21 protein-coding genes and 2 pseudogenes are annotated in these 19,994 nt (G+C 70.8%); 20 read left to right on the top strand and 3 right to left on the bottom strand.

The annotated features are described in order from the left end of the window. Window positions 1-173: 173 nt before the first annotated feature. The 11 genes from infA (at window position 174) to LJ221_RS11010 (ending at window position 9,888) form a co-directional block, all read left to right on the top strand. Window positions 174-395: a translation initiation factor IF-1 gene (gene infA / locus LJ221_RS11060; RefSeq protein ID WP_003948620.1), complete on the top strand. Its 222-nt coding sequence runs from the start codon at window positions 174-176 to the stop codon at window positions 393-395. A gap of 60 nt (window positions 396-455) precedes the next feature. Beyond that, a complete protein-coding gene (gene rpmJ, locus LJ221_RS11055) occupies window positions 456-569 on the top strand; it encodes a 50S ribosomal protein L36 (RefSeq protein WP_003956441.1) in 114 nt (37 codons plus the stop codon). 203 nt (window positions 570-772) lie between these two features. Further along, window positions 773-1,153, top strand: coding sequence for a 30S ribosomal protein S13 (gene rpsM / locus LJ221_RS11050; protein WP_206348889.1), 381 nt, complete (start codon window positions 773-775; stop codon window positions 1,151-1,153). A 65-nt stretch (window positions 1,154-1,218) separates the two neighbouring features. Then, a complete protein-coding gene (gene rpsK / locus LJ221_RS11045) occupies window positions 1,219-1,623 on the top strand; it encodes a 30S ribosomal protein S11 (RefSeq protein ID WP_004571845.1) in 405 nt (134 codons plus the stop codon). 27 nt (window positions 1,624-1,650) lie between these two features. Then, window positions 1,651-2,277: a 30S ribosomal protein S4 gene (gene rpsD / locus LJ221_RS11040; RefSeq protein WP_241715844.1), complete on the top strand. Its 627-nt coding sequence runs from the start codon at window positions 1,651-1,653 to the stop codon at window positions 2,275-2,277. 137 nt (window positions 2,278-2,414) lie between these two features. After that, on the top strand, window positions 2,415-3,437 hold the full coding sequence (locus tag LJ221_RS11035; protein WP_241715843.1) for a DNA-directed RNA polymerase subunit alpha: 1,023 nt from the start codon (window positions 2,415-2,417) through the stop codon (window positions 3,435-3,437). Between the two features lie 214 nt (window positions 3,438-3,651). Continuing rightward, window positions 3,652-4,206: a 50S ribosomal protein L17 gene (gene rplQ / locus LJ221_RS11030; protein ID WP_241715842.1), complete on the top strand. Its 555-nt coding sequence runs from the start codon at window positions 3,652-3,654 to the stop codon at window positions 4,204-4,206. Between the two features lie 123 nt (window positions 4,207-4,329). Continuing rightward, window positions 4,330-5,205, top strand: a complete 876-nt coding sequence (gene truA, locus LJ221_RS11025; RefSeq protein ID WP_241715841.1) for a tRNA pseudouridine(38-40) synthase TruA — start codon at window positions 4,330-4,332, stop codon at window positions 5,203-5,205. 842 nt (window positions 5,206-6,047) lie between these two features. Continuing rightward, the gene (locus LJ221_RS11020) at window positions 6,048-6,977 is read left to right on the top strand and encodes an RHS repeat domain-containing protein (RefSeq protein WP_241715840.1); all 930 of its coding nucleotides are present in this window, start codon (window positions 6,048-6,050) and stop codon (window positions 6,975-6,977) included. Continuing rightward, window positions 6,902-9,487 carry an RHS repeat-associated core domain-containing protein gene (locus LJ221_RS11015; RefSeq protein ID WP_241715839.1) on the top strand — a complete coding sequence of 862 codons (2,586 nt, stop codon included), beginning with the start codon at window positions 6,902-6,904 and terminating at the stop codon, window positions 9,485-9,487. The genes LJ221_RS11020 and LJ221_RS11015 overlap by 76 nt, the downstream gene beginning before the upstream one ends. Continuing rightward, window positions 9,487-9,888 carry a hypothetical protein gene (locus LJ221_RS11010; RefSeq protein WP_241715838.1) on the top strand — a complete coding sequence of 134 codons (402 nt, stop codon included), beginning with the start codon at window positions 9,487-9,489 and terminating at the stop codon, window positions 9,886-9,888. The genes LJ221_RS11015 and LJ221_RS11010 overlap by 1 nt, the downstream gene beginning before the upstream one ends. 16 nt (window positions 9,889-9,904) lie before the next feature. On the opposite strand, the pseudogene LJ221_RS11005 reads toward LJ221_RS11010, so the two are convergent. Beyond that, window positions 9,905-10,248: pseudogene (locus tag LJ221_RS11005) on the bottom strand (transposase family protein). A gap of 599 nt (window positions 10,249-10,847) precedes the next feature. Here LJ221_RS11005 and LJ221_RS23450 point away from each other — a divergent pair. Then, the gene (locus tag LJ221_RS23450; protein ID WP_302851989.1) at window positions 10,848-10,970 is read left to right on the top strand and encodes a hypothetical protein; all 123 of its coding nucleotides are present in this window, start codon (window positions 10,848-10,850) and stop codon (window positions 10,968-10,970) included. A gap of 58 nt (window positions 10,971-11,028) precedes the next feature. On the opposite strand, the gene LJ221_RS11000 is transcribed toward LJ221_RS23450, so the two are convergent. After that, window positions 11,029-11,907 carry a hypothetical protein gene (locus tag LJ221_RS11000; RefSeq protein WP_241715837.1) on the bottom strand — a complete coding sequence of 293 codons (879 nt, stop codon included), beginning with the start codon at window positions 11,905-11,907 and terminating at the stop codon, window positions 11,029-11,031. A 54-nt stretch (window positions 11,908-11,961) separates the two neighbouring features. On the opposite strand from LJ221_RS11000, the pseudogene LJ221_RS10995 reads away from it, so the two are divergent. The 4 genes and pseudogenes from LJ221_RS10995 to glmM all read left to right on the top strand — a co-directional run. Then, window positions 11,962-12,717, top strand: a pseudogene (locus LJ221_RS10995) (ATP-binding cassette domain-containing protein); the annotation flags it as partial. 263 nt (window positions 12,718-12,980) lie between these two features. Further along, the gene (rplM, locus tag LJ221_RS10990) at window positions 12,981-13,424 is read left to right on the top strand and encodes a 50S ribosomal protein L13 (RefSeq protein WP_241715836.1); all 444 of its coding nucleotides are present in this window, start codon (window positions 12,981-12,983) and stop codon (window positions 13,422-13,424) included. Window positions 13,425-13,464: 40 nt separating this feature from the next. After that, window positions 13,465-13,968: a 30S ribosomal protein S9 gene (rpsI, locus tag LJ221_RS10985; RefSeq protein ID WP_241715835.1), complete on the top strand. Its 504-nt coding sequence runs from the start codon at window positions 13,465-13,467 to the stop codon at window positions 13,966-13,968. Window positions 13,969-14,211: 243 nt separating this feature from the next. Beyond that, a complete protein-coding gene (gene glmM, locus LJ221_RS10980; protein WP_241715833.1) occupies window positions 14,212-15,570 on the top strand; it encodes a phosphoglucosamine mutase in 1,359 nt (452 codons plus the stop codon). 252 nt (window positions 15,571-15,822) lie between these two features. Here the strand turns inward: glmM and coaA are convergent, their stop codons facing one another. Further along, a complete protein-coding gene (gene coaA / locus LJ221_RS10975) occupies window positions 15,823-16,857 on the bottom strand; it encodes a type I pantothenate kinase (RefSeq protein ID WP_241715831.1) in 1,035 nt (344 codons plus the stop codon). A 207-nt stretch (window positions 16,858-17,064) separates the two neighbouring features. On the opposite strand from coaA, the gene LJ221_RS10970 reads away from it, so the two are divergent. The 4 genes from LJ221_RS10970 to LJ221_RS10955 all read left to right on the top strand — a co-directional run. Continuing rightward, window positions 17,065-17,307: a hypothetical protein gene (locus LJ221_RS10970; RefSeq protein WP_241715828.1), complete on the top strand. Its 243-nt coding sequence runs from the start codon at window positions 17,065-17,067 to the stop codon at window positions 17,305-17,307. 36 nt (window positions 17,308-17,343) lie between these two features. After that, the gene (glmS, locus tag LJ221_RS10965) at window positions 17,344-19,191 is read left to right on the top strand and encodes a glutamine--fructose-6-phosphate transaminase (isomerizing) (protein WP_241715826.1); all 1,848 of its coding nucleotides are present in this window, start codon (window positions 17,344-17,346) and stop codon (window positions 19,189-19,191) included. Window positions 19,192-19,240: 49 nt separating this feature from the next. Next, window positions 19,241-19,609, top strand: coding sequence for a holo-ACP synthase (locus LJ221_RS10960; protein WP_206348880.1), 369 nt, complete (start codon window positions 19,241-19,243; stop codon window positions 19,607-19,609). Window positions 19,610-19,678: 69 nt separating this feature from the next. Next, the coding region (locus LJ221_RS10955) for an NAD(P)H-hydrate epimerase (RefSeq protein WP_302851988.1) at window positions 19,679-19,994 on the top strand (316 nt) is incomplete at its 3' end.

The following is a 19,994-nucleotide window of genomic DNA, read 5'->3' as shown; positions in this document are numbered from 1 at the left end:
CACGGGCCGGACGAGGTCCGGTCTGCCCGCATAAAGACCCCCCACGATGGGCATACATCCCCGATTCGTCTTTCCCGTAGCCGTGCCGTAAACTGGTGCGTCGGTCCATGTGTGCATGCGCGCACCCACGGACTGACCCAGGTAGCCGATCCCGGAAGGTGAAGCGCTCAAGCATGGCCAAAAAACAAGGGGCCATCGAGATCGAGGGCACCGTCGTCGAGTCTCTCCCGAACGCGATGTTCAAGGTGGAGCTCCAGAACGGGCACCAGGTCCTCGCGCACATCAGCGGCAAGATGCGGATGCACTACATCCGTATCCTTCCCGACGACCGTGTCGTGGTGGAGCTGTCTCCCTACGACCTGACGCGCGGGCGGATCGTCTACCGCTACAAGTAGATCTCGCCCTCACTCCGCCCGGTGCGGAGTGGTGGCCTGACCCGGAGAACCTCACATCCCATGAAGGTCAAGCCGAGCGTCAAGAAGATCTGCGACAAGTGCAAGGTGATCCGCCGCCACGGCCGGGTCATGGTCATCTGCGACAACCTGCGCCACAAGCAGCGCCAGGGCTGACGCAAGACCTCCACGCCTCGCACCTCTCGCGGTTCTTCGCGCGACGCAAGCGACATGTAGATACGCAGACACCCGACCCCCCGCCGTGACATCCGTCGACGCCGGTGGGGACGACACCCCCGGACGGAGGCCGGGGACCCGGCTCGTACTCGCTACGGGAACGGTGCTGCGGAAGACCTCCAACGAAACCAGGAGCCACGTTCATGGCACGCCTCGAAGGCGTCGACCTCCCGCGCGACAAGCGCGTGGAGGTCGCTCTCACCTATGTCTTCGGCATCGGTCGCACGCTCTCCCAGCAGACGCTCGCGAACACCGGTGTGAACCCGGACACCCGCGTCCGCGACCTGACCGAGGAAGAGCTCGTCAGGATCCGCGAGTACGTCGAGGCCAACATCCGCACCGAGGGTGACCTCCGCCGCGAGATCCAGGCCGACATCCGCCGCAAGGTCGAGATCGGCAGCTACCAGGGTCTGCGTCACCGCCGCGGTCTGCCCGTCCACGGCCAGCGCACCAGCACCAACGCCCGCACCCGCAAGGGCCCGCGTCGCGCGATCGCCGGCAAGAAGAAGCCGGGCAAGAAGTAGTCCTCACCGGACACCGCCAGTGGTCCGGACCGCAGGACCGACCACCTCCATAGGAGTATTTTTCTATGCCTCCGAAGGGCCGTACGGCCGGCGCCAAGAAGGTGCGCCGCAAGGAGAAGAAGAACGTCGCCCACGGGCACGCTCACATCAAGAGCACGTTCAACAACACCATCGTTTCCATCACCGACCCCACCGGCAACGTGATTTCCTGGGCTTCCGCCGGTCACGTGGGCTTCAAGGGTTCGCGCAAGTCGACGCCGTTCGCCGCGCAGATGGCCGCCGAGTCGGCCGCCCGCCGCGCGCAGGAGCACGGCATGCGCAAGGTCGACGTGTTCGTCAAGGGTCCCGGCTCCGGCCGTGAGACCGCGATCCGCTCCCTCCAGGCCACCGGCCTCGAGGTGGGTTCGATCCAGGACGTCACCCCGACCCCGCACAACGGCTGCCGCCCGCCGAAGCGTCGCCGCGTCTGATCCGGCAGAAGTAGGAGATACACGAACATGGCGCGTTACACCGGGGCCGACTGCAAGCGTTGCCGTCGGGAGAAGCAGAAGCTCTTCCTCAAGGGAGCGAAGTGCGAGAGCGCGAAGTGCCCGATCGAGATCCGTCCTTACCCCCCGGGTGAGCACGGACGCGGGCGCACCAAGGACAGCGAGTACCTGCTGCAGAAGCGTGAGAAGCAGAAGGCCGCCCGCATCTACGGTGTCCTCGAGAAGCAGTTCCGCGGTTACTTCAACGAGGCCAACCGCAAGCAGGGCAAGACGGGCGAGAACCTGCTCCGCATCCTGGAGTCCCGTCTGGACAACGTGGTCTACCGGGCCGGCTTCGCCAAGTCCCGCGACCACGCCCGCCAGCTCGTCCGTCACGGACACATCATGGTGAACGGCCGCAAGACCGACATTCCGTCGGCCCGCGTCGCTCCCAACGACATCGTCGAGGTCCGTCCCTCCTCCCGCAACATGACCCCCTTCCAGGTGGCTCAGGCGGAGGCCGGGGACAAGACGGTGCCGGCGTGGCTCGAGGCCATCCCGTCGCAGCTGCGGATCCTCGTCCACTCGCTGCCCGAGCGCCAGGTGATCGACACCCAGGTGCAGGAGCAGCTGATCGTCGAGCTGTACTCCAAGTAATCCGGAGTACCGGCTCACGGTCACGGGCGGTGCGGCCCGCACGGGTCGCACCGCCCGTACCCTTGTAGTGGAAAACCGGGCTCCCGCCCGGTGCTCGGCATCAAATAGCGGTTGCCGAAGACTGGAGGCACACCCCCATGCTGATCGCTCAGCGCCCCTCACTGACCGAAGAGGTCGTGGACGAGTTCCGTTCCCGGTTCGTGATCGAACCGCTGGAGCCGGGCTTCGGCTACACCCTCGGAAACTCCCTGCGTCGCACGCTCCTGTCCTCGATCCCCGGTGCCGCCGTGACCAGCATCCGGATCGACGGCGTCCTGCACGAGTTCACCACCGTGCCGGGCGTCAAGGAGGACGTCACCGACCTGATCCTCAACATCAAGAGCCTGGTCGTCTCCTCGGAGCACGACGAGCCGGTCGTGATGTACCTGCGCAAGCAGGGTCCGGGTCTGGTCACCGCCGCCGACATCGCCCCGCCTGCCGGTGTCGAGGTGCACAACCCCGACCTGGTCCTCGCCACGCTGAACGGCAAGGGGAAGCTGGAGATGGAGCTGACCGTCGAGCGCGGTCGCGGCTACGTCTCCGCCGTGCAGAACAAGCAGACCGGCCAGGAGATCGGCCGCATCCCGGTCGACTCCATCTACTCGCCGGTCCTCAAGGTCACCTACAAGGTCGAGGCGACCCGTGTCGAGCAGCGCACCGACTTCGACAAGCTGATCGTCGACGTCGAGACCAAGGAGTCCATGCGCCCCCGTGACGCCATGGCCTCCGCGGGCAAGACCCTGGTCGAGCTGTTCGGCCTGGCCCGCGAGCTGAACGTCGACGCCGAGGGCATCGACATGGGTCCGTCCCCGACGGACGCCGCGCTCGCCGCCGACCTGGCCCTGCCGATCGAGGAGCTGGAGCTGACCGTCCGCTCCTACAACTGCCTCAAGCGCGAGGGCATCCACTCGGTGGGCGAGCTGGTGGCCCGCTCCGAGGCGGACCTGCTCGACATCCGCAACTTCGGCGCCAAGTCGATCGACGAGGTCAAGGCGAAGCTGGCCGGCATGGGCCTGACCCTCAAGGACAGCCCGCCCGGATTCGACCCGACCGCCGCCGCGGACGCCTTCGGCGCCGACGACGACGCGGACTCCGGTTTCGTCGAGACCGAGCAGTACTGACCGGCTCCGCCGGCGCCCGGCCGCACTGACGCCGGCCCGCCTGCATCCCGACCGGGCGCGGCACCCGCCCGCGCCCGGTCGGCCCACGTTCTCCGGAGCGTACGACCGAGTGCGCGAGCGCGGCCGCACGCCCCGGCTCCGGCGGGCACAAGCCCGTACGGACGCTGACACCGGTACCTGACACGGCCGGTGCAGACATCGAGGAGAGACAACCATGCCGAAGCCCACCAAGGGCGCCCGCCTCGGCGGCGGCGCCGCGCACGAGAAGGCCATGCTGGCGAACCTCGCCACCGCCCTCTTCGAGCACGGCCGCATCACCACCACCGAGGCCAAGGCCCGCCGCCTGCGCCCGGTGGCCGAGCGTCTGATCACCAAGGCGAAGAAGGGCGACCTTCACAACCGCCGCCGGGTGATGCGCACGATCCTCGACAAGAGCGTCGTGCACACGCTCTTCACCGAGATCGGCCCGCGCTACGAGAACCGCCCCGGTGGTTACACCCGCATCACCAAGATCGGCAACCGCCGCGGCGACAACGCGCCCATGGCGGTCATCGAGCTGGTGGAGGCCCTGACCGTGCAGCAGGAGGCCGTCGGCGAGGCCGAGGCCGCCACGAAGCGCACGGCCAAGGACGCCGCGGGCGACGAGGCCGTGAAGGACCTCAAGAAGGACGCCGCGAAGGACGAGGCCGCCGAGGCCCCGGCCGAGGAGAAGTCCGAGGAGACCGAGGCCGCGGCCGAGGCTCCGGCCGAGGAGAAGAAGGACGCCTGAGGCGTTCTCCGCTCCGGAGCATCCCGAGCACACCGCGGCGGACCCGCCTCCCCTTTCCGGGAGCGGGCCCGCCGCCGTTTACGCGCTGCACGTGCTGCAAGCGCTTTTCGAGAGGATCACGGCGTGAGCGACGAGGCGGAGCCCGGGTACGTGCGGGTCCGGCTGGACCTGTCGTACGACGGCAGGGAGTTCTCCGGCTGGGCGCGGCAGCGCGGGCGGCGCACCGTGCAGGGCGAGCTGGAGGACGCGCTGCGGGTGGTGACCCGCTCGGAGGAGGTCTTCGAGCTGACGGTCGCCGGCCGTACCGACGCGGGCGTCCACGCCCGCGGCCAGGTGGCGCACGCCGACCTGCCGGCCGGTCTGTGGGAGGCGCACCGGGAGCGGCTGCTGCGCCGGCTGGCCGGGCGGCTGCCGCACGACGTGCGGGTGCACCGGATCGGCGAGGCCCCGCCCCACTTCAACGCGCGCTTCTCGGCGATCTGGCGCCGCTACGCCTACCGCGTCTGCGACCACCCGGGAGGGGTGGACCCGCTCAGGCGCGGCCATGTGCTGTGGCACGACTGGCCGCTGGACGTGGACGCCATGAACGAGGCGGCCGAACGGCTGCTGGGGGAGCACGACTTCGCCGCCTACTGCAAGCGGCGCGAGGGCGCCACGACCATACGGACCCTCAGGGAGCTGAGCTGGACTCGGCGCCCCGACGGCACCGTGGAGGCCCGGGTGGTCGCCGACGCCTTCTGCCACAACATGGTGCGCTCGCTGGTGGGCGCCCTGCTCTTCGTCGGCGACGGACACCGCCCGCCGTCGTGGCCGGGGCGGGTGCTGGCGGCCGGGGTGCGGGACTCGGCGGTGCACGTGGTGCGGCCGCACGGGCTCACCCTGGAGGAGGTCGGCTATCCGGCCGACGGACTGCTGGCCGCGCGCAACGCCGAGGCGCGCAACCGCCGTACCCTCCCGGGCGCGGGCCCGGTGGCGGGCGCGGCGGCCGGCTGCTGCTGAGCGGCCCCGGGCACCGGGCGGTCGCCGATGCCGGGGGCTTCCGCCGGCCCCAGGGAAGTCCACCAAGCGCTGCTACCCGGTCAAGCGGGCACCCCCTGGGCACACCGATCCGATCACCGACTGGTTCCACAAGTACGTCGTCACCGGGATCGTCGAGACCGACCGCACCGGCGGCGACCTCGTCACCCGCTACGACTACCAGGGCCCGGCCGCCTGGCGGCACGCCGAGCCCGACGGCATCACCGACGAGAAGTACCTGACCTGGGGCCAGTGGCAGGGCTACGGCAAGGTCACCGTCACCGGCGGCGAGACCACCTCGACGCGGACCGACCACACGCACCTGCGGGGCATGCACGGCGACAAGGACCCCGACGGCGGCACCCGCTCGGTGACGGTCACCGACTCCACCGGCAAGAGCTACACCGACCACGAGGAGTACACCGTCTTCGAGCTGGAGGCGGCCACCTACGACGACGGCGGGATCGTCTCCAAGGTCGTCAACGAGCCCTGGAAGCACGACACCGCCGTCCAGACCAAGTCCTGGGGCACCACCAAGGCCACCATCACCAAGACGGTCACCACCCGCGGCTACAACCTGCTGTCCGACGGCACCTGGCGGAAGACCAGGTCCGTCTCCACCTACGACACCGACACCGGCCGGCTGATCAGGACCGACGACTTCGGAGACCTGGCCACCACCGACGACGACCGCTGCACCCGTCTGTGGTACGCCGACAACCCCGAAGGTCGAGATCAGCGGCGAGTACGGCACGGAGTACGAGCTGTACGACAGCCTGCTGCGCCCGCGCCAGAAGCAGACCGAGGGGCCGGACGGCTCCCGCGTGGTCGCCGACACCTTCTACGACGGCACCGGGAAGGTCCGGAAGGCCAACGCCACCTACAACGCGCTCGGCGCGCCCTCGGACGAACTGCTGGTCGTCAACGACGGCCAGGTCGGGGCGCAGACCCTGACCGAGTACGACGGCCTGGGCCGCGCCACGGCGCAGACCCTCGCGGTCGCGGGCGTCGAGCAGTGGCGGACCACCACCGCCTACGACGGCGAGCGCACCCATGTCGACCCGCCCGAGGGCGGGGTGCCCACCACCACCGTCACCAACGCCGCCGGGCGGATGACGGAGCTGCGCCACTACCACGGCGACGCCCCGAACCCCGACGGCGCGGCGGGCCCCGGCAACGGCTACGACGCGACGAAGTACACCTACACCCCGGCCGGGCAGCTGGAGACGGTCACCGACGCCCAGGGCAACACCTGGCGGTACGAGTACGACCAGCTGGGCCGCAGGGTCAAGAGCATCGACCCCGACAGCGGCACCTCCACCACCACCTACGACGCCGCCGACCGGCCGGTGTCGACGATGGACGCGCGCGGCAAGGTCGTCTCCACCGTCTACGACAAGCTGGGGCGGGCCACCTCCACCTGGGAGGGGCAGCCCCAACTGGGCACCAGGCTCACCGAGACCCGGTACGACAAGGCCGGCTGGCGGGGGCACGCCTACGCCTCACTGCGGTACGTGAACGGCGGCAGCCAGTACTTCGCCACGGTCACCCGGGCCATGGACGAGTACTACCGCCCCCTGAAGACGGCCTACTCGGTGCCTCCTCCGAGGGCGCGCTGGCGGGCATCTACACCTTCACCTCCACCTACAACCGGGACGGCACACTCGGCGGCCAGGGCATGCCCGCCGCGGGCGGCCTCGGTTCGGAGGCGATCGTCTTCGGCTACGACGAGCTGCAGCGCCCGACCTCCATGACGGGCAACACCCCGTACGTCACCGACACCGTCTACTCCACCACCAGCCTGCTCCAGCAGCTCCAGCTGTCCACCGGCGGCGGCAAGCAGGTCTGGCAGACCTTCCAGTACGAGAAGGGAACCGACCGGCTGACCCGCTCGGTGGTCGACATCGAGGGCGTCACCGGACCGGCGAAGGCGGCGAACTACTCCTACGACCAGGTCGGCAACGTTCTGTCGATCTCCGACACCTCGGGCGCCTCTCCTGACGTGCAGTGCTTCGCCTACGACACCGGGCAGCGCCTGGCCGAGGCCTGGACCCCGGCGGCGAGCCCCGAGCAGGCGGTCGGCTCCGGCACGGCCGGCGGGCAGCCGGGCGGCTCCTCCCCGGCGGCGTGCGGCGCGGCACCGGGACAGAGCGCGCTGGGCGGGCCGGCACCGTACTGGAAGTCCTACACCGTCGACGCGATCGGCAACCGCACCAAGGAGGTCGTCCACGACACCGGCCTGGACGCGGCCAAGGACGTCACCCGCACCTACACCTACGGCGAGGGCGACGCCGGACCGCACGCGGTCACCAAGGTCGTGGAGAACACCCCGACCGGCGACCGCCAGTCCACCTACGCCTACGACGCCTCCGGCAACACCACCGAGCGCGTCCTGGGCGGTGACACCCAGGCCCTGCACTGGGACGCCGAAGGTCAGCTGACCAGGACCGTCGAGGCGGACGGACGGGAGGCCACCTACCTCTACGACACCGGCGGCAACCGCGTCATCCGGCGCGACGCCACCGCCACCACGGTCTACCTGCCGGGCATGGAACTGCGCCTGCCCAAGGGCGGCAGCGAGGTGGAGGCCACCCGCTACTACTCCTTCGCCGGCCGGACGGTCGCCGTCCGCACCGACGACGACAAGTTGTCCTTCCTCGCCTCCGATCACCACGGCACCGGTGAGCTGGCCGTCGACGCCGCCACCGGCGCCGTCGCACAGCGCCGCTTCGACCCCTACGGGCTGGAGCGGGGGCAGGCGAGCGGCGCCTGGCCGGGGGAGAAGGGGTTCGTCGGCGGCACGATCGACGCCCAGACCGGGCTGACGAGCATCGGGGCGCGCGAGTACGACTCGTCGCTGGGCAGGTTCGTCTCGGTCGACCCGGTCATCGACTACACCAGCCCTCAGCAGATCAACGGCTACGCCTACGCCAACAACACCCCCGTCACGCTGTCGGACCCCACCGGGCTGGGCATCCCCGAGTGCATGCAGGGCCTCATCAAGTGCCAGGGCGGGCTGCCCATCCCCAGCAGCAAGGGCGGCGGCTATGTGAAACCCGACAAGGAGGTCACCGAGGCCCAGGAGAACCTCGACAGGGCCCAGCGCCAGTACTCGTCCGCGAAGAAGCGGGTGAAGCGGGCGGCCAGGGAACTGGTCGAGATCGCCAAGGACATCCTCGGCGTCAACGCCGCGATGGACTGCTTCTCCAGCGGTGACCTCGCCGCGTGCGGGGAGACCGCGCTGAACATCGCGGGTTCCTTCGTCGGCGGCCTGGCCGGCAAGATCCTCGCCAAGTACGGAGCCCCGTGGGACTGGGCCAAGGGCGCCAAACTCACCAAGCGTGTCTGGGGCCTGCTCGACGACCTGGTCGGCGGCGCCAAGGACATGTGGTCCTCGTCCAAGGCCGTCGGCAAGGCCAAGGACACCCTGAAGGCCGCGAAGGCGAAGCTGACACGGAAGAGCAAGTGCCACAGCTTCCTGCCGGGCACATCGGTCCTCCTCGCCGACGGCACCGGTAAGCCGATCGAGGACGTCGAACTCGGGGACGAGGTCACCGTCACCGACCCCGGGACCGGCGAGACCACGGTCCGCGAGGTCGTCGGCACCATCGTCACCGAGGACGACAAGCACTTCGTCGACCTGACCATCACCACCGGCGAGGGCCCGGCGGCTCTGATCTCCACCACCACCCACCCCTTCTGGGCCGAGTCCGAGCAGGAGTGGATCGAGGCCGGCGACCTCGAACCGGGCATGGAGCTCCGTACTCCGGACGGCGACACCCTCACCCTCACCGGCACCCGCCACTTCGACAAGCGCCAGCGCACCCACGACCTCACGATCAACGGCATCCACACCTACCATGTGCTCGCGGGCACCACACCGGTACTCGTTCACAACTGCAATAATGCGGTGACTCATGACGTCGGGAACGTTGTCGATAATCTCGATGACAATGTCTACTTCCATTACACGAGCGAGGGAGGGCACAGTGGGATTTTGGCCGATGACGGCAGTCTCAGGATTGGCGCCAACTCCGCCGGAAAGGTCCATGTGACCCAGGAAATTGGAAGCCCGGCAGAGATCGAAAAGAACATCTTCATTGGTAACCCGATGTATGCAGGAAAGGCTGACTACTTGTTCGCCTTCCGAATGCCTGAAGGTGTCGATCTTGGGTCGGGATCTCAGTCAAATGAGCTGATTACGAGAGGCTCGTTGAAGATCCCGGCGGGGAACGTTATCTTCCACGGAAGGAACCCCTTCTGATGTCAGAACTGGTCGAGTTCGACAATTTTGCCCAGGTGGAGATGCTGCTCCGTGCCGGTATGGAGCTCAAATTTGAGCTCTCCGATGACACGGACGTGCTCAACGGGAGCCCGGTCTATGCGTCGGCACTGAATCGCCTTCGCGAAGGTCTGATCTCGGGATTGCGTTCGAGCTCAACGCCAGGACGAGCGCAGAAACAGACTGACTGGTATCGACTCTCGCAGCACCAGCATCGCTGGCGGATCATTGCACGCAGAGCTGCTATGCATCCGCGTTGGCGAGACCTAACCGAGGCTGAAATGCGGCACTGGGTCGAAACGCTCGCAGCGCCACTCACAGTGGATGATGGGGCGTTGGAAGCAATCAAGGCGGCAGTCGAAAAGATGCTTGATGGTGACTGAAGATTTTTCATCTTGATCAGTTGGCGAGTTCGAGGGCGACGACGGCTCGGACGATGGCGGTGATCCGGGTGGTGCCGCAGCGGAGCTTCCGCAGGAGCCGCCAGCCCTTGAGGACCGCCATGGCGCGTTCGCCGATGCTGCGGATCTCGGCATGGTCCCGGTTGTGACGCCGGCGCCGGCCGCGCAGGTTCCTGCCCCGAAACGGGACGCGGATGGCGGGGCTCGCACCCCGGTACGCCTTGTCGGCCCAGCACTTGATGTTGTCGGCGGCCAGAGCGGGCGGGATGTCGTGGGTCCCGGCAGTGCGTCCGACGCCCAGATCAGGCGACCGGCCGGGTCGGCGAGAACCTGCACGTTCATGCCGTGGTGCTTCTTCTTGCCCGAGTAGTACGGGCGGTCGGCGGCGATGCGGTCGGTCAGCGGGAGCGTGCCGTCGGGGATCACGTAGGCCTTCCCGCGGACCGTGTCCATGGCCTGTTCCAGTGTCGGTGCGGGCGAGGCCAGGAGATCGACGGTCTCGCGTATGCAGCGGTAGGCCGTGGCGATCCCGATGCGGAAACCCGCCGCCAGGCGGGCGTTGGGGGTGCCCCCGGCCGGAGGCTGGGGGAGTGTCACCGCAGCGCAGGTGCGCGAGGGCGAGCAGGGCCTGCTGGCCACAGGTGGGGCGGCGCCGGCGGGAGCCGATCCGACGCCGGTGCCCCGCGAGCAGACCGGCGAGACGCTGCGGGGTGCGGCTGGACAGATCGATGGCAGACGGGTAGACAAGCACGAGAGCTCCTGGCGGACTGGTGATCTTGGTCGTGAACCCGTCCACCAGGAGTTTTCCTCATGCCCGCCACCGGGGTCGCCGGTCCAACCACTCGTCAGGTTGGAAGAGGCTCACTGTCGAATGGCGGCGCTCCAAGACCGGCCCCTGCCCAGTCTTCGCGGCGACGCGTGACGGGCGCACGGCCGTCGGAGTGATCCTGAACAGCTCCGACCGCCACCGGGACGCGACGAGGATGCCCGACCGGTCCTTCAAGCGGAAGACGGCTACGAAGGTGACGCTGCGCACGCTCCCGGCGGGAGCCCAGCGGGACTGACGTCCCCGCGCCGGCCGGTCCGGAGTCCCGGACCGGCCCGTCCGGTTCAGGGCCCGCGTCAGCCGGTGACCGAGGCCGCCGCCTGCTCCCGGCCGCGTTCGAGGATGCGGGCGAAGGCGAAGTCGGCCGCGTCCAGGCCCGCCCGGCGGGCGGCGGTCTCGGAGGCGGTGACATCCTTGCCGCTGGTGTAGCCGGAGATGGTGAAGTACGCGTAGCGGCCCAGCGCGTTGGCGGAGGTGCGGCAGGTCACGCCGCCCCGGCAGAAGGTGGGCACGCCCGAGCCCGCCAGTGAGGCGACGTTGGGCCGGGACTGCTCCTTGGCTCTGCTCGCGTCCTCGGCGTCGTCGAAGACCGCGACGCCGACGGTGACCGCCACCCCCTCGCGCACGTACGTCACCCGGATCAGCTCGCGGCAGCCGTTGTCGGTCAGCACCGCGCCGAGTGCCCCCTGGGTGCCGGACGCGCAGCTCCCGGTGGAGGCCGTGGCGCCCTTGTCGTAGGTGCGGCCGTTGACCTCCATCGAGTCGCCGGGGAAGAGCGTGGCGGCGCCGAGCGGGGCGGTGTCCTTCTCGGCGCTGGAGAGGAAGTCCCGCGGGTCCGGCGGCGGGGGAGGCGGCTCGGAGGAGAAGCTGGGCTCCGGCTGCTCCGGGTCGGGCGGTGGCGTCTCGGAGGCCGACGGCGCCTGGGAGTCCGAGGCGGGGCCGGGGCCCGATCCGCCTTCGTTGACGACCGCGACCGCGACGATCGCGGCGACGACGGCGGTGGCCATCGCCCCGCCGCCGATCATCAGCCAGCGGCGGCGCCGGGCGCGGGCGCGCTCGCTCCGCTCGGCGAGCGCCGCCCAGTCCGGCCCGGACTGCCCCGGCCGCCCGAACGGCTCAGGCTGCCCGGACGGTCCTCCCGGGCCCCAGCCCGGCCCCCCCTGCCCAAAGCTCATGTCCCGCATCATATTCGCTTGCCGCGAGGCCGCCGGCGCGGTCACAGTCGGGGGATGGGACACGTCGAGGCCGCGCACCTGGAGTACTACCTGCCCGACGGGAGGGTGCTGCTCGGCGACGTCTCGTTCCGGGTGGGGGAGGGCTCGGTGGTGGCCCTGGTGGGCGCCAACGGGGCCGGGAAGACGACGCTGCTGCGGCTGATCGCCGGAGAGCTGAAGCCGCACGGCGGCACGGTGACCGTCGGCGGCGGGCCCGGGGTGATGCCGCAGTTCGTGGGCTCGGTCCGGGACGAACGCACGGTGCGCGACCTGCTGGTCTCGGTGTCCCGGCCGCGGGTGCGGGAAGCGGCGGAGGCGGTGGACGCCGCCGAGCTGAAGATCATGGAGGTCGACGACGAGGCCGCCCAGATGGGTTACGCGCAGGCGCTGGCGGACTGGGCGGAGGCCGGCGGCTACGAGGCCGAGACCGCCTGGGACGTGTGCACCACCGCAGCCCTCGGCGTCCCCTACGACAAGGCGCAGTGGCGGCAGATGCGCACCCTGTCGGGCGGTGAGCAGAAGCGGCTGGTGCTGGAGGCGCTGCTGCGCGGCCCGGACGAGGCGCTGCTGCTGGACGAGCCGACCGACAACCTGGACCTGGAGAGCGCCGAGGCGCTCCAGCGGGGGCTGGAGGCGTACGAGGGGACGGTGCTGGCGGTGACGCACGACCGCTGGTTCGCCCGCTCCTTCGACCGTTTCCTGGTCTTCGGCGCGGACGGGCGGGTGCGCGAGGCGCCGGAGCCCGTCTGGGACGAGGGGCGGGTGGCGCGGGCGCGCTGTGGGGTGTGCGGAAGGGCTCCGCCGCACCCGCCGGGGGAGGGGTGTTTTGACCCGTGCGGAGGACGGCCGGTATCCTGCTGGTTCGTTGTGCGTATTGGCTTGCTCGTTCTCACGTGAGAGGCCGTTACGCCTGGTCCACCAGGACGATGACCAGCGACCCGCACCGGCTTGCGTCACCGGAGTGCGGTCAGGGCTGTCGTGATCTCCGGTGACCTTGTCAGGAAACACTCACTGAAGAAGCGAAGGCTACGACCGTGCGTACGTACAGCCCCAAGCCCGGCGACGTCCAGCGCCAGTGGCACGTCATCGACGCCACCGACGTCGTCCTGGGCCGTCTGGCCACCCAGGCCGCCACCCTTCTGAGGGGCAAGCACAAGCCGGTGTACGCGCCGCACGTTGACGCTGGTGACTTCGTCATCATCATCAACGCCGACAAGGTGCACCTCTCTGGCAACAAGCGGACCCAGAAGCTGGCCTACCGCCACTCCGGCTACCCCGGCGGTCTGCGGTCCGTCCGCTACGACGACCTGCTGAAGAACAACCCGGAGAAGGCCGTGGAGAAGGCCGTCAAGGGCATGCTCCCGAAGAACTCCCTGGGCCGCCAGATGCTCTCGAAGCTGAAGGTCTACGCGGGCGAGAACCACCCGCACGGCGCCCAGCAGCCGGTCCCGTTCGAGATCACCCAGGTCGCGCAGTAGTCCGGCCACAACCAAGACTGAAGAGAGCTTAAGGAGAACCGTGGCCGAGACCACCGCCGAGACCCCGATCGAAGAGGTCGAGCAGTACACCACCGAGACTCCCGAGGGCGTCGAGGAGTACACCACCGAGTCCCTCGCGTCCCGTTTCGGTGAGCCCCAGCCGGGCGCCGGCACCGGGCGCCGCAAGAACGCCATCGCCCGCGTGCGCATCGTGCCGGGCAGCGGCCAGTGGAAGATCAACGGTCGCACCCTGGAGACCTACTTCCCGAACAAGGTGCACCAGCAGGAAGTCAACGAGCCGTTCAAGGTTCTGGAGCTGGACGACCGCTACGACGTCATCGCCCGCATCAGCGGCGGCGGCGTCTCCGGCCAGGCCGGCGCGCTGCGCCTGGGCGTGGCCCGCGCCCTGAACGAGGCGGACGTGGACAACAACCGCGGCCCGCTGAAGAAGGCCGGCTTCCTGACCCGCGACGCCCGCGCGGTCGAGCGGAAGAAGGCCGGTCTGAAGAAGGCCCGTAAGGGCACCCAGTACAGCAAGCGCTGATCAGCGCCTCGCTGTCCGCTGGAATCCCTGGGATCCGCTGACGAGCGCCCCGACAGCACCGTCACGGTGCGTCGGGGCGCTCGTCTTCGGGTCGCCGCCCGACTCCGGACCGGCGCGTCCGGTGGGGCGACCGTCGGCATGCCGGAGCCGCGGCCGTGCCGCGTCCGCCGCCAAGGGGCGTATATCTGGATCGACCGGGCCTCGGCGCGCCCGGAGCTCAGCTCGGAACTCGGAGGAACCACGGTGGGACGACTCTTCGGTACGGACGGTGTGCGCGGAGTCGCCAACGCCGACCTGACCGCCGAAATGGCGCTCGGTCTGTCGGTCGCGGCGGCGCACGTGCTCGCCGAGGCGGGTACGTTCAAGGGCCATCGCCCGGTGGCGGTGGTCGGACGTGATCCGCGCGCGTCCGGGGAGTTCCTGGAGGCCGCTGTGGTGGCCGGACTGGCCAGCGCGGGTGTGGACGTGCTGCGGGTGGGCGTGCTGCCGACCCCGGCCGTGGCGTACCTGACCGGCGCGCTCGGCGCCGACCTGGGCGTGATGCTGTCCGCCAGCCACAACCCCATGCCCGACAACGGCGTCAAGTTCTTCGCCCGCGGCGGCCACAAGCTCGCCGACGAGCTGGAGGACCGCATCGAGCGGACCTACCGCGAGCACGCCTCCGGCGAGCCCTGGGACCGCCCGACGGGCGCCGGGGTGGGCCGGGTCAGGGAGTACGACGAGGGCTTCGACAAGTACGTCGCCCACCTCGTCGGCGTCCTGCCCAACCGGCTCGACGGGCTCAGGGTCGTCATCGACGGAGCGCACGGCGCGGCGGCGCGGGTCTCCCCGGAGGCGTTCGCGCGGGCGGGCGCCGAGGTGATCACCATCGCCACCGAACCCGACGGGCTCAACATCAACGACGGCTGCGGCTCCACCCACCTCGCCGGGCTGCGCGCGGCCGTCGTCGAGCACGGCGCCGACCTGGGCGTGGCGCACGACGGCGACGCCGACCGCTGCCTGGCCGTGGACGCGGCCGGCGAGGAGATCGACGGCGACCAGATCCTCAGCGTGCTGGCCCTGGGCATGAAGGATGCCGGCACGCTGCGGGGGAACACCGTGGTGGCCACGGTGATGTCCAACCTCGGCTTCAAGCTCGCCATGGAGCGCGAGGGCGTCGAGCTGCTCCAGACGGCGGTCGGCGACCGTTATGTGCTGGAGGAGATGAAGCGCGGTGGCTACTCGCTGGGCGGGGAGCAGTCCGGGCACGTGATCGCCTTGGACCACGCCACCACCGGCGACGGCACCCTGACCGGCCTGATGCTGGCCGCGCGGGTGGCCGCCACCGGCCGGCCGCTGGCCGAGCTGGCGGGCGTCATGCGGCGTCTGCCGCAGGTGCTGGTCAACGTGCGGGACGTGGACAAGACCCGGGTCTCCTCCTCGGCCCGGCTGGCCACCGCCGTGAACGAGGCCGAGAAGGAGCTGGGCGAGACCGGCCGGGTGCTGCTGCGCTCCTCCGGCACCGAGCCGCTGGTGCGGGTGATGGTCGAGGCCGCCGAGGAGGAGCAGGCCTGTGCGGTGGCGCAGCGGCTGGCGGACGAGGTCAAGTCCGCGCTGGGCTGACGTTTCGCGCCCGGCGCGCGGTCCGGCACGACATCGGGCGGGGCGGCCGCCGGCCGGCCGCCTGGCGGTGCCGGCTCATGGAGCTGACGGCCCTCACCGTCTTCGGCGATCCGGCCGTCCGTGCCGTGCCGGCGCGGACGGATTCCAGAGGCGCCGGGGAGGCCGCGCCGGGCGGCCCGGCCTCCGCCACCGGCCGCGGCCGGACGCCGCTTCCCGCTGACGGGAGCGGTCCGCCGACGCGGGCGCTCCGTGTCAGAGCTTGCGCAGCGACAGGCGCTGGACCTTGTGGTCCGGGCCCTTGCGCAGGATCAGGCCGGCGCGCCCCCGCGTCGGGGCGATGTTCTCCTGGAGGTTCGGGCGGTTGATCGTCCGCCAGATACCGCGCGCGTAGTCCAGCGCCTCCTCCTGTGACACCTGCGTGTACCTGCGGAAGTAGGAGAAGGGGTTCTGGAAGGCCGTCTCGCGCAGCTTGCGGAAGCGGCCCAGGTACCACCGCTCGATGTCCTCGGTGCGCGCGTCCACGTAGACGGAGAAGTCGAAGTAGTCGGCGACGGCCAGCCGGGTGCGGCCGTCCTTGCCCGGCAGGGCCGGCTGGAGGACGTTGAGGCCCTCGACGATCAGGATGTCGGGGCGGTGCACCGTCAGCACCTCGCCGGGGACGATGTCGTAGATCAGGTGGGAGTAGACGGGGGCGGTGACCTCCTCCCGGCCCGACTTGACATCCGCGACGAACCGGGTGAGGGCGCGGCGGTCGTAGGACTCGGGGAAGCCCTTGCGCGACATCAGCCCGCGCCGGTGCAGTTCCGCGTTGGGGAACAGGAAGCCGTCGGTGGTCACCAGCTCCACCCGCGGGTGCTCGGGCCAGCGGGCCAGCAGCGCCCGCAGCAGCCTGGCCACCGTGGACTTGCCGACCGCGACGCTGCCCGCGACCCCGATGACGAACGGGGTGCCGCGCTGTGCGCCGTTCCCGCCGCCCGCGTCGCCGAGGAAGGTGTTGAGCGCGCCGCGCAGCCCGTGGGTGGCGCCGACGTAGAGGTTGAGCAGCCGGGACAGCGGCAGATAGACGTCCCGCACCTCGTCGAGGTCGATGACGTCGCCGAGACCGCGCAGCTCCTCCACCTCCGCGGCGGTCAGGGGCAGCGGGGTCTTCTCCCGCAGGGCGCTCCACTCGGCCCGCCCGAGGTCGACGAAGGGGCTCGTGTCGGACGGCCGGCCGCGGCGCTGCTGTTGCGGCGGCGGGCCGCCGGGCGCGGCGCAGGGCCCGGGAGCGGTTGCGGGGGTGGGCACGGGTCCATTGTCGGGCCGGGCGCGGCCGGCCTCACGGCCGTTCCCGTGTGATCAGCAGCACAGATGTTCGCGCGAGGGGGTGTACGCGGCGGTCCGGCGCGGATACGTTGACCGCATTCGCGTACTTGTTCCAGATGTGTGCGTTCGCCGCGGCGGCCCCCACCCGCTCCGGCGGTTCCGGACACCACCGGCCCGGAGGAGATCCCTATGCCGCTTCCGTTCCGGCGCCTCCGCACGGCGCGGCGCCGCTCCACCGCGCGCGGCTCCGCCGAGTCGTGCGACGCCCGGGTGTGGGGGGAACTCCTGGACGAACTGCCCGACGAGGACCTGGGGGAGCACCCGGACGACGCCCTGGAGGCGTACCGGCCGGGCGGCCGGCCGCGGTGCGAGGAGGCGGAGTACCTGGAGATCGTCGGACGGGCGGTCGGACGAATAGGGCGAGGGCGCTGACAGCCCTCGCCCCCGGCAGCCCTTAGGCTGCATCGCATGTGCGGAATCGTTGGTTATGTGGGAGGGCAGTCCGCCCTCGACGTCGTCATCGCGGGACTGAAGCGGTTGGAGTACCGCGGTTATGACTCGGCGGGCGTTGCCGTCCTCGCCGACGGCGGGCTGGCCGCCGCGAAGAAGGCCGGGAAACTGGGCAACCTCGGCAAGCTGCTGGCCGAGCGCCCGCTGCCGGCCGGTGTCACCGGCATCGGCCACACCCGGTGGGCCACCCACGGCGGGCCGACCGACGCCAACGCGCACCCGCACCTGGACAACTCCGGGCGGGTCGCGGTCGTCCACAACGGCATCATCGAGAACTTCGCCGCGCTCCGCGCCGAGCTGGCCGAGCGCGGCCACGAGCTGACCTCCGAGACCGACACCGAGGTCGTGGCCCATCTGCTCGCCGAGAACTTCTCCTCCTGCGGAGACCTGGCCGAGGCCATGCGGCAGGTGTGCCGCCGGCTGGAGGGCGCCTTCACCCTCGTGGCCGTCCACGCCGACGAGCCCGACACCGTCGTCGGCGCCCGGCGCAACTCGCCGCTGGTGGTCGGCGTCGGCGAGGGCGAGAACTTCCTCGCCTCCGACGTCGCCGCGTTCATCGCCCACACCCGCGAGGCCATCGAGCTGGGCCAGGACCAGGTCGTGGAGCTGAGGCGGGACCGGGTCACGGTCACCGACTTCGACGGCGCCCCCGCCGAAACCCGCGCCTACCACGTGGACTGGGACGCCTCGGCCGCCGAGAAGGGCGGCTACGACTACTTCATGCTCAAGGAGATCGCCGAGCAGCCCAAGGCGGTCGCCGACACCCTCCTGGGCCGCATCGACGAGGCCGGGCGGCTGGCCCTGGACGAGGTGCGCATCCCCGACCACGTGCTGCGCGAGGTGGACAAGGTCGTCATCGTGGCGTGCGGCACGGCCTACCACGCCGGGATGATCGCCAAGTACGCCATCGAGCACTGGACGCGCGTCCCCTGCGAGACCGAGCTGGCCAGCGAGTTCCGCTACCGGGACCCGATCATGGACCAGCGCACGCTCGTCGTCGCCATCAGCCAGTCCGGCGAGACCATGGACACCCTGATGGCGCTGCGCCACGCCCGGGAGCAGGGCGCCAAGGTGCTGGCCATCTGCAACACCAACGGCTCCACCATCCCGCGCGAGTCCGACGCGGTGCTCTACACCCACGCCGGGCCCGAGGTCGCGGTCGCCTCCACCAAGGCGTTCCTGACCCAGCTGGTCGCCTGCTACCTGGTGGCCCTCTACCTGGGCCAGGTGCGCGGCACCAAGTGGGGCGACGAGATCGCCTCGGTGATCCGGGAGCTGTCGCAGATCTCCACGGAGGTCGAGAAGGTCCTGGCCACCATGGAGCCGGTGCGGGAGCTGGCCCGCTCCCTGGCGGACAAGAACACCGTGCTCTTCCTCGGCCGCCATGTGGGCTTCCCCGTCGCCCTGGAGGGCGCGCTCAAGCTCAAGGAGCTGGCGTACATGCACGCCGAGGGCTTCGCGGCCGGCGAGCTCAAGCACGGCCCGATCGCGCTGATCGAGGAGGACCTGCCGGTGGTGGTGGTCGTGCCGTCGCCGCGCGGCCGGTCCGTGCTGCACGACAAGATCGTCTCCAACATCCAGGAGATCCGGGCCCGGGGCGCGCGGACCATCGTCATCGCCGAGGAGGGCGACGAGACGGTCGTGCCGTACGCCGACCACCTGGTGCGCATCCCCGCCACGCCCACCCTGCTCCAGCCGCTGGTGGCCACCGTGCCGCTGCAGGTCTTCGCCTGCGAGCTGGCCACGGCCCGCGGCAACGAGGTGGACCAGCCGCGCAACCTGGCCAAGTCGGTGACGGTGGAGTGAGCTCGCGCAGCGGACGGACAGGGCGCGTCCGGCGGGCGGGGGGGCGCGGATGATCGTCGGGGTGGGGATCGACGTCACCTCGATCGACCGCTTCGCCGGAGCGCTGGCCCGCACCCCCGCCATGGCCGAGCGGCTGTTCACCCCCGCCGAGCAGACCCTGCCCGGCGGGGAGCGGCGCTCGGTGGCCTCCCTGGCGGCGCGGTTCGCCGCCAAGGAGGCCCTGGCCAAGGCGCTGGGCGCACCCGGCGGGCTGGTCTGGACGGACGCGGAGGTGCACGCCTCCGAGCACGGACGGCCGCTGCTGCGGGTGACCGGTACCGTCGCCGCCCGCGCCGCCGAGCTGGGGGTGCGCCACTGGCACGTCTCACTCAGCCACGACGCGGGGGTGGCGACGGCCGTCGTGATCGCCGAGAGCTGACCGCCGGGAGCGCCCCGCCGGTGCGGCCGAACGCGGACGGGCCCGGCGGCGGAAGGTCACACTGAGGGCATGAGAGATGCCTACAGCGTGCAGACCGTACGGGCCGCCGAGCGGGAGCTGATGGCGCGCCTGCCCGCCGGGGCGCTGATGCGCCGCGCCGCCGCCGGGCTGGCCGCCGCCTGCGCCGGGATGCTGGGGCGCGTCTACGGCACCCGGATCGCCCTGCTGGTGGGCAGCGGCGACAACGGCGGGGACGCGCTCCTCGCCGGGGCGTACCTGGCCCGGCGAGGCGCCGGGGTGACCGCCGTACTGCTCAGCCCGGAGAAGGCCCATACCGGCGGGCTCGCCGCGCTGCGGGCGGCCGGGGGCCGGGCCGTCGCGGCCC

Source organism: Streptomyces sp. CNQ085 (assembly GCF_022614595.1).
In the GTDB taxonomy this organism is placed as follows: Bacteria; Actinomycetota; Actinomycetes; order Streptomycetales; family Streptomycetaceae; genus Streptomyces.
Note: the sequence above shows the minus strand (reverse complement) of the source record. Positions and strands in the feature narration are given on the sequence as shown.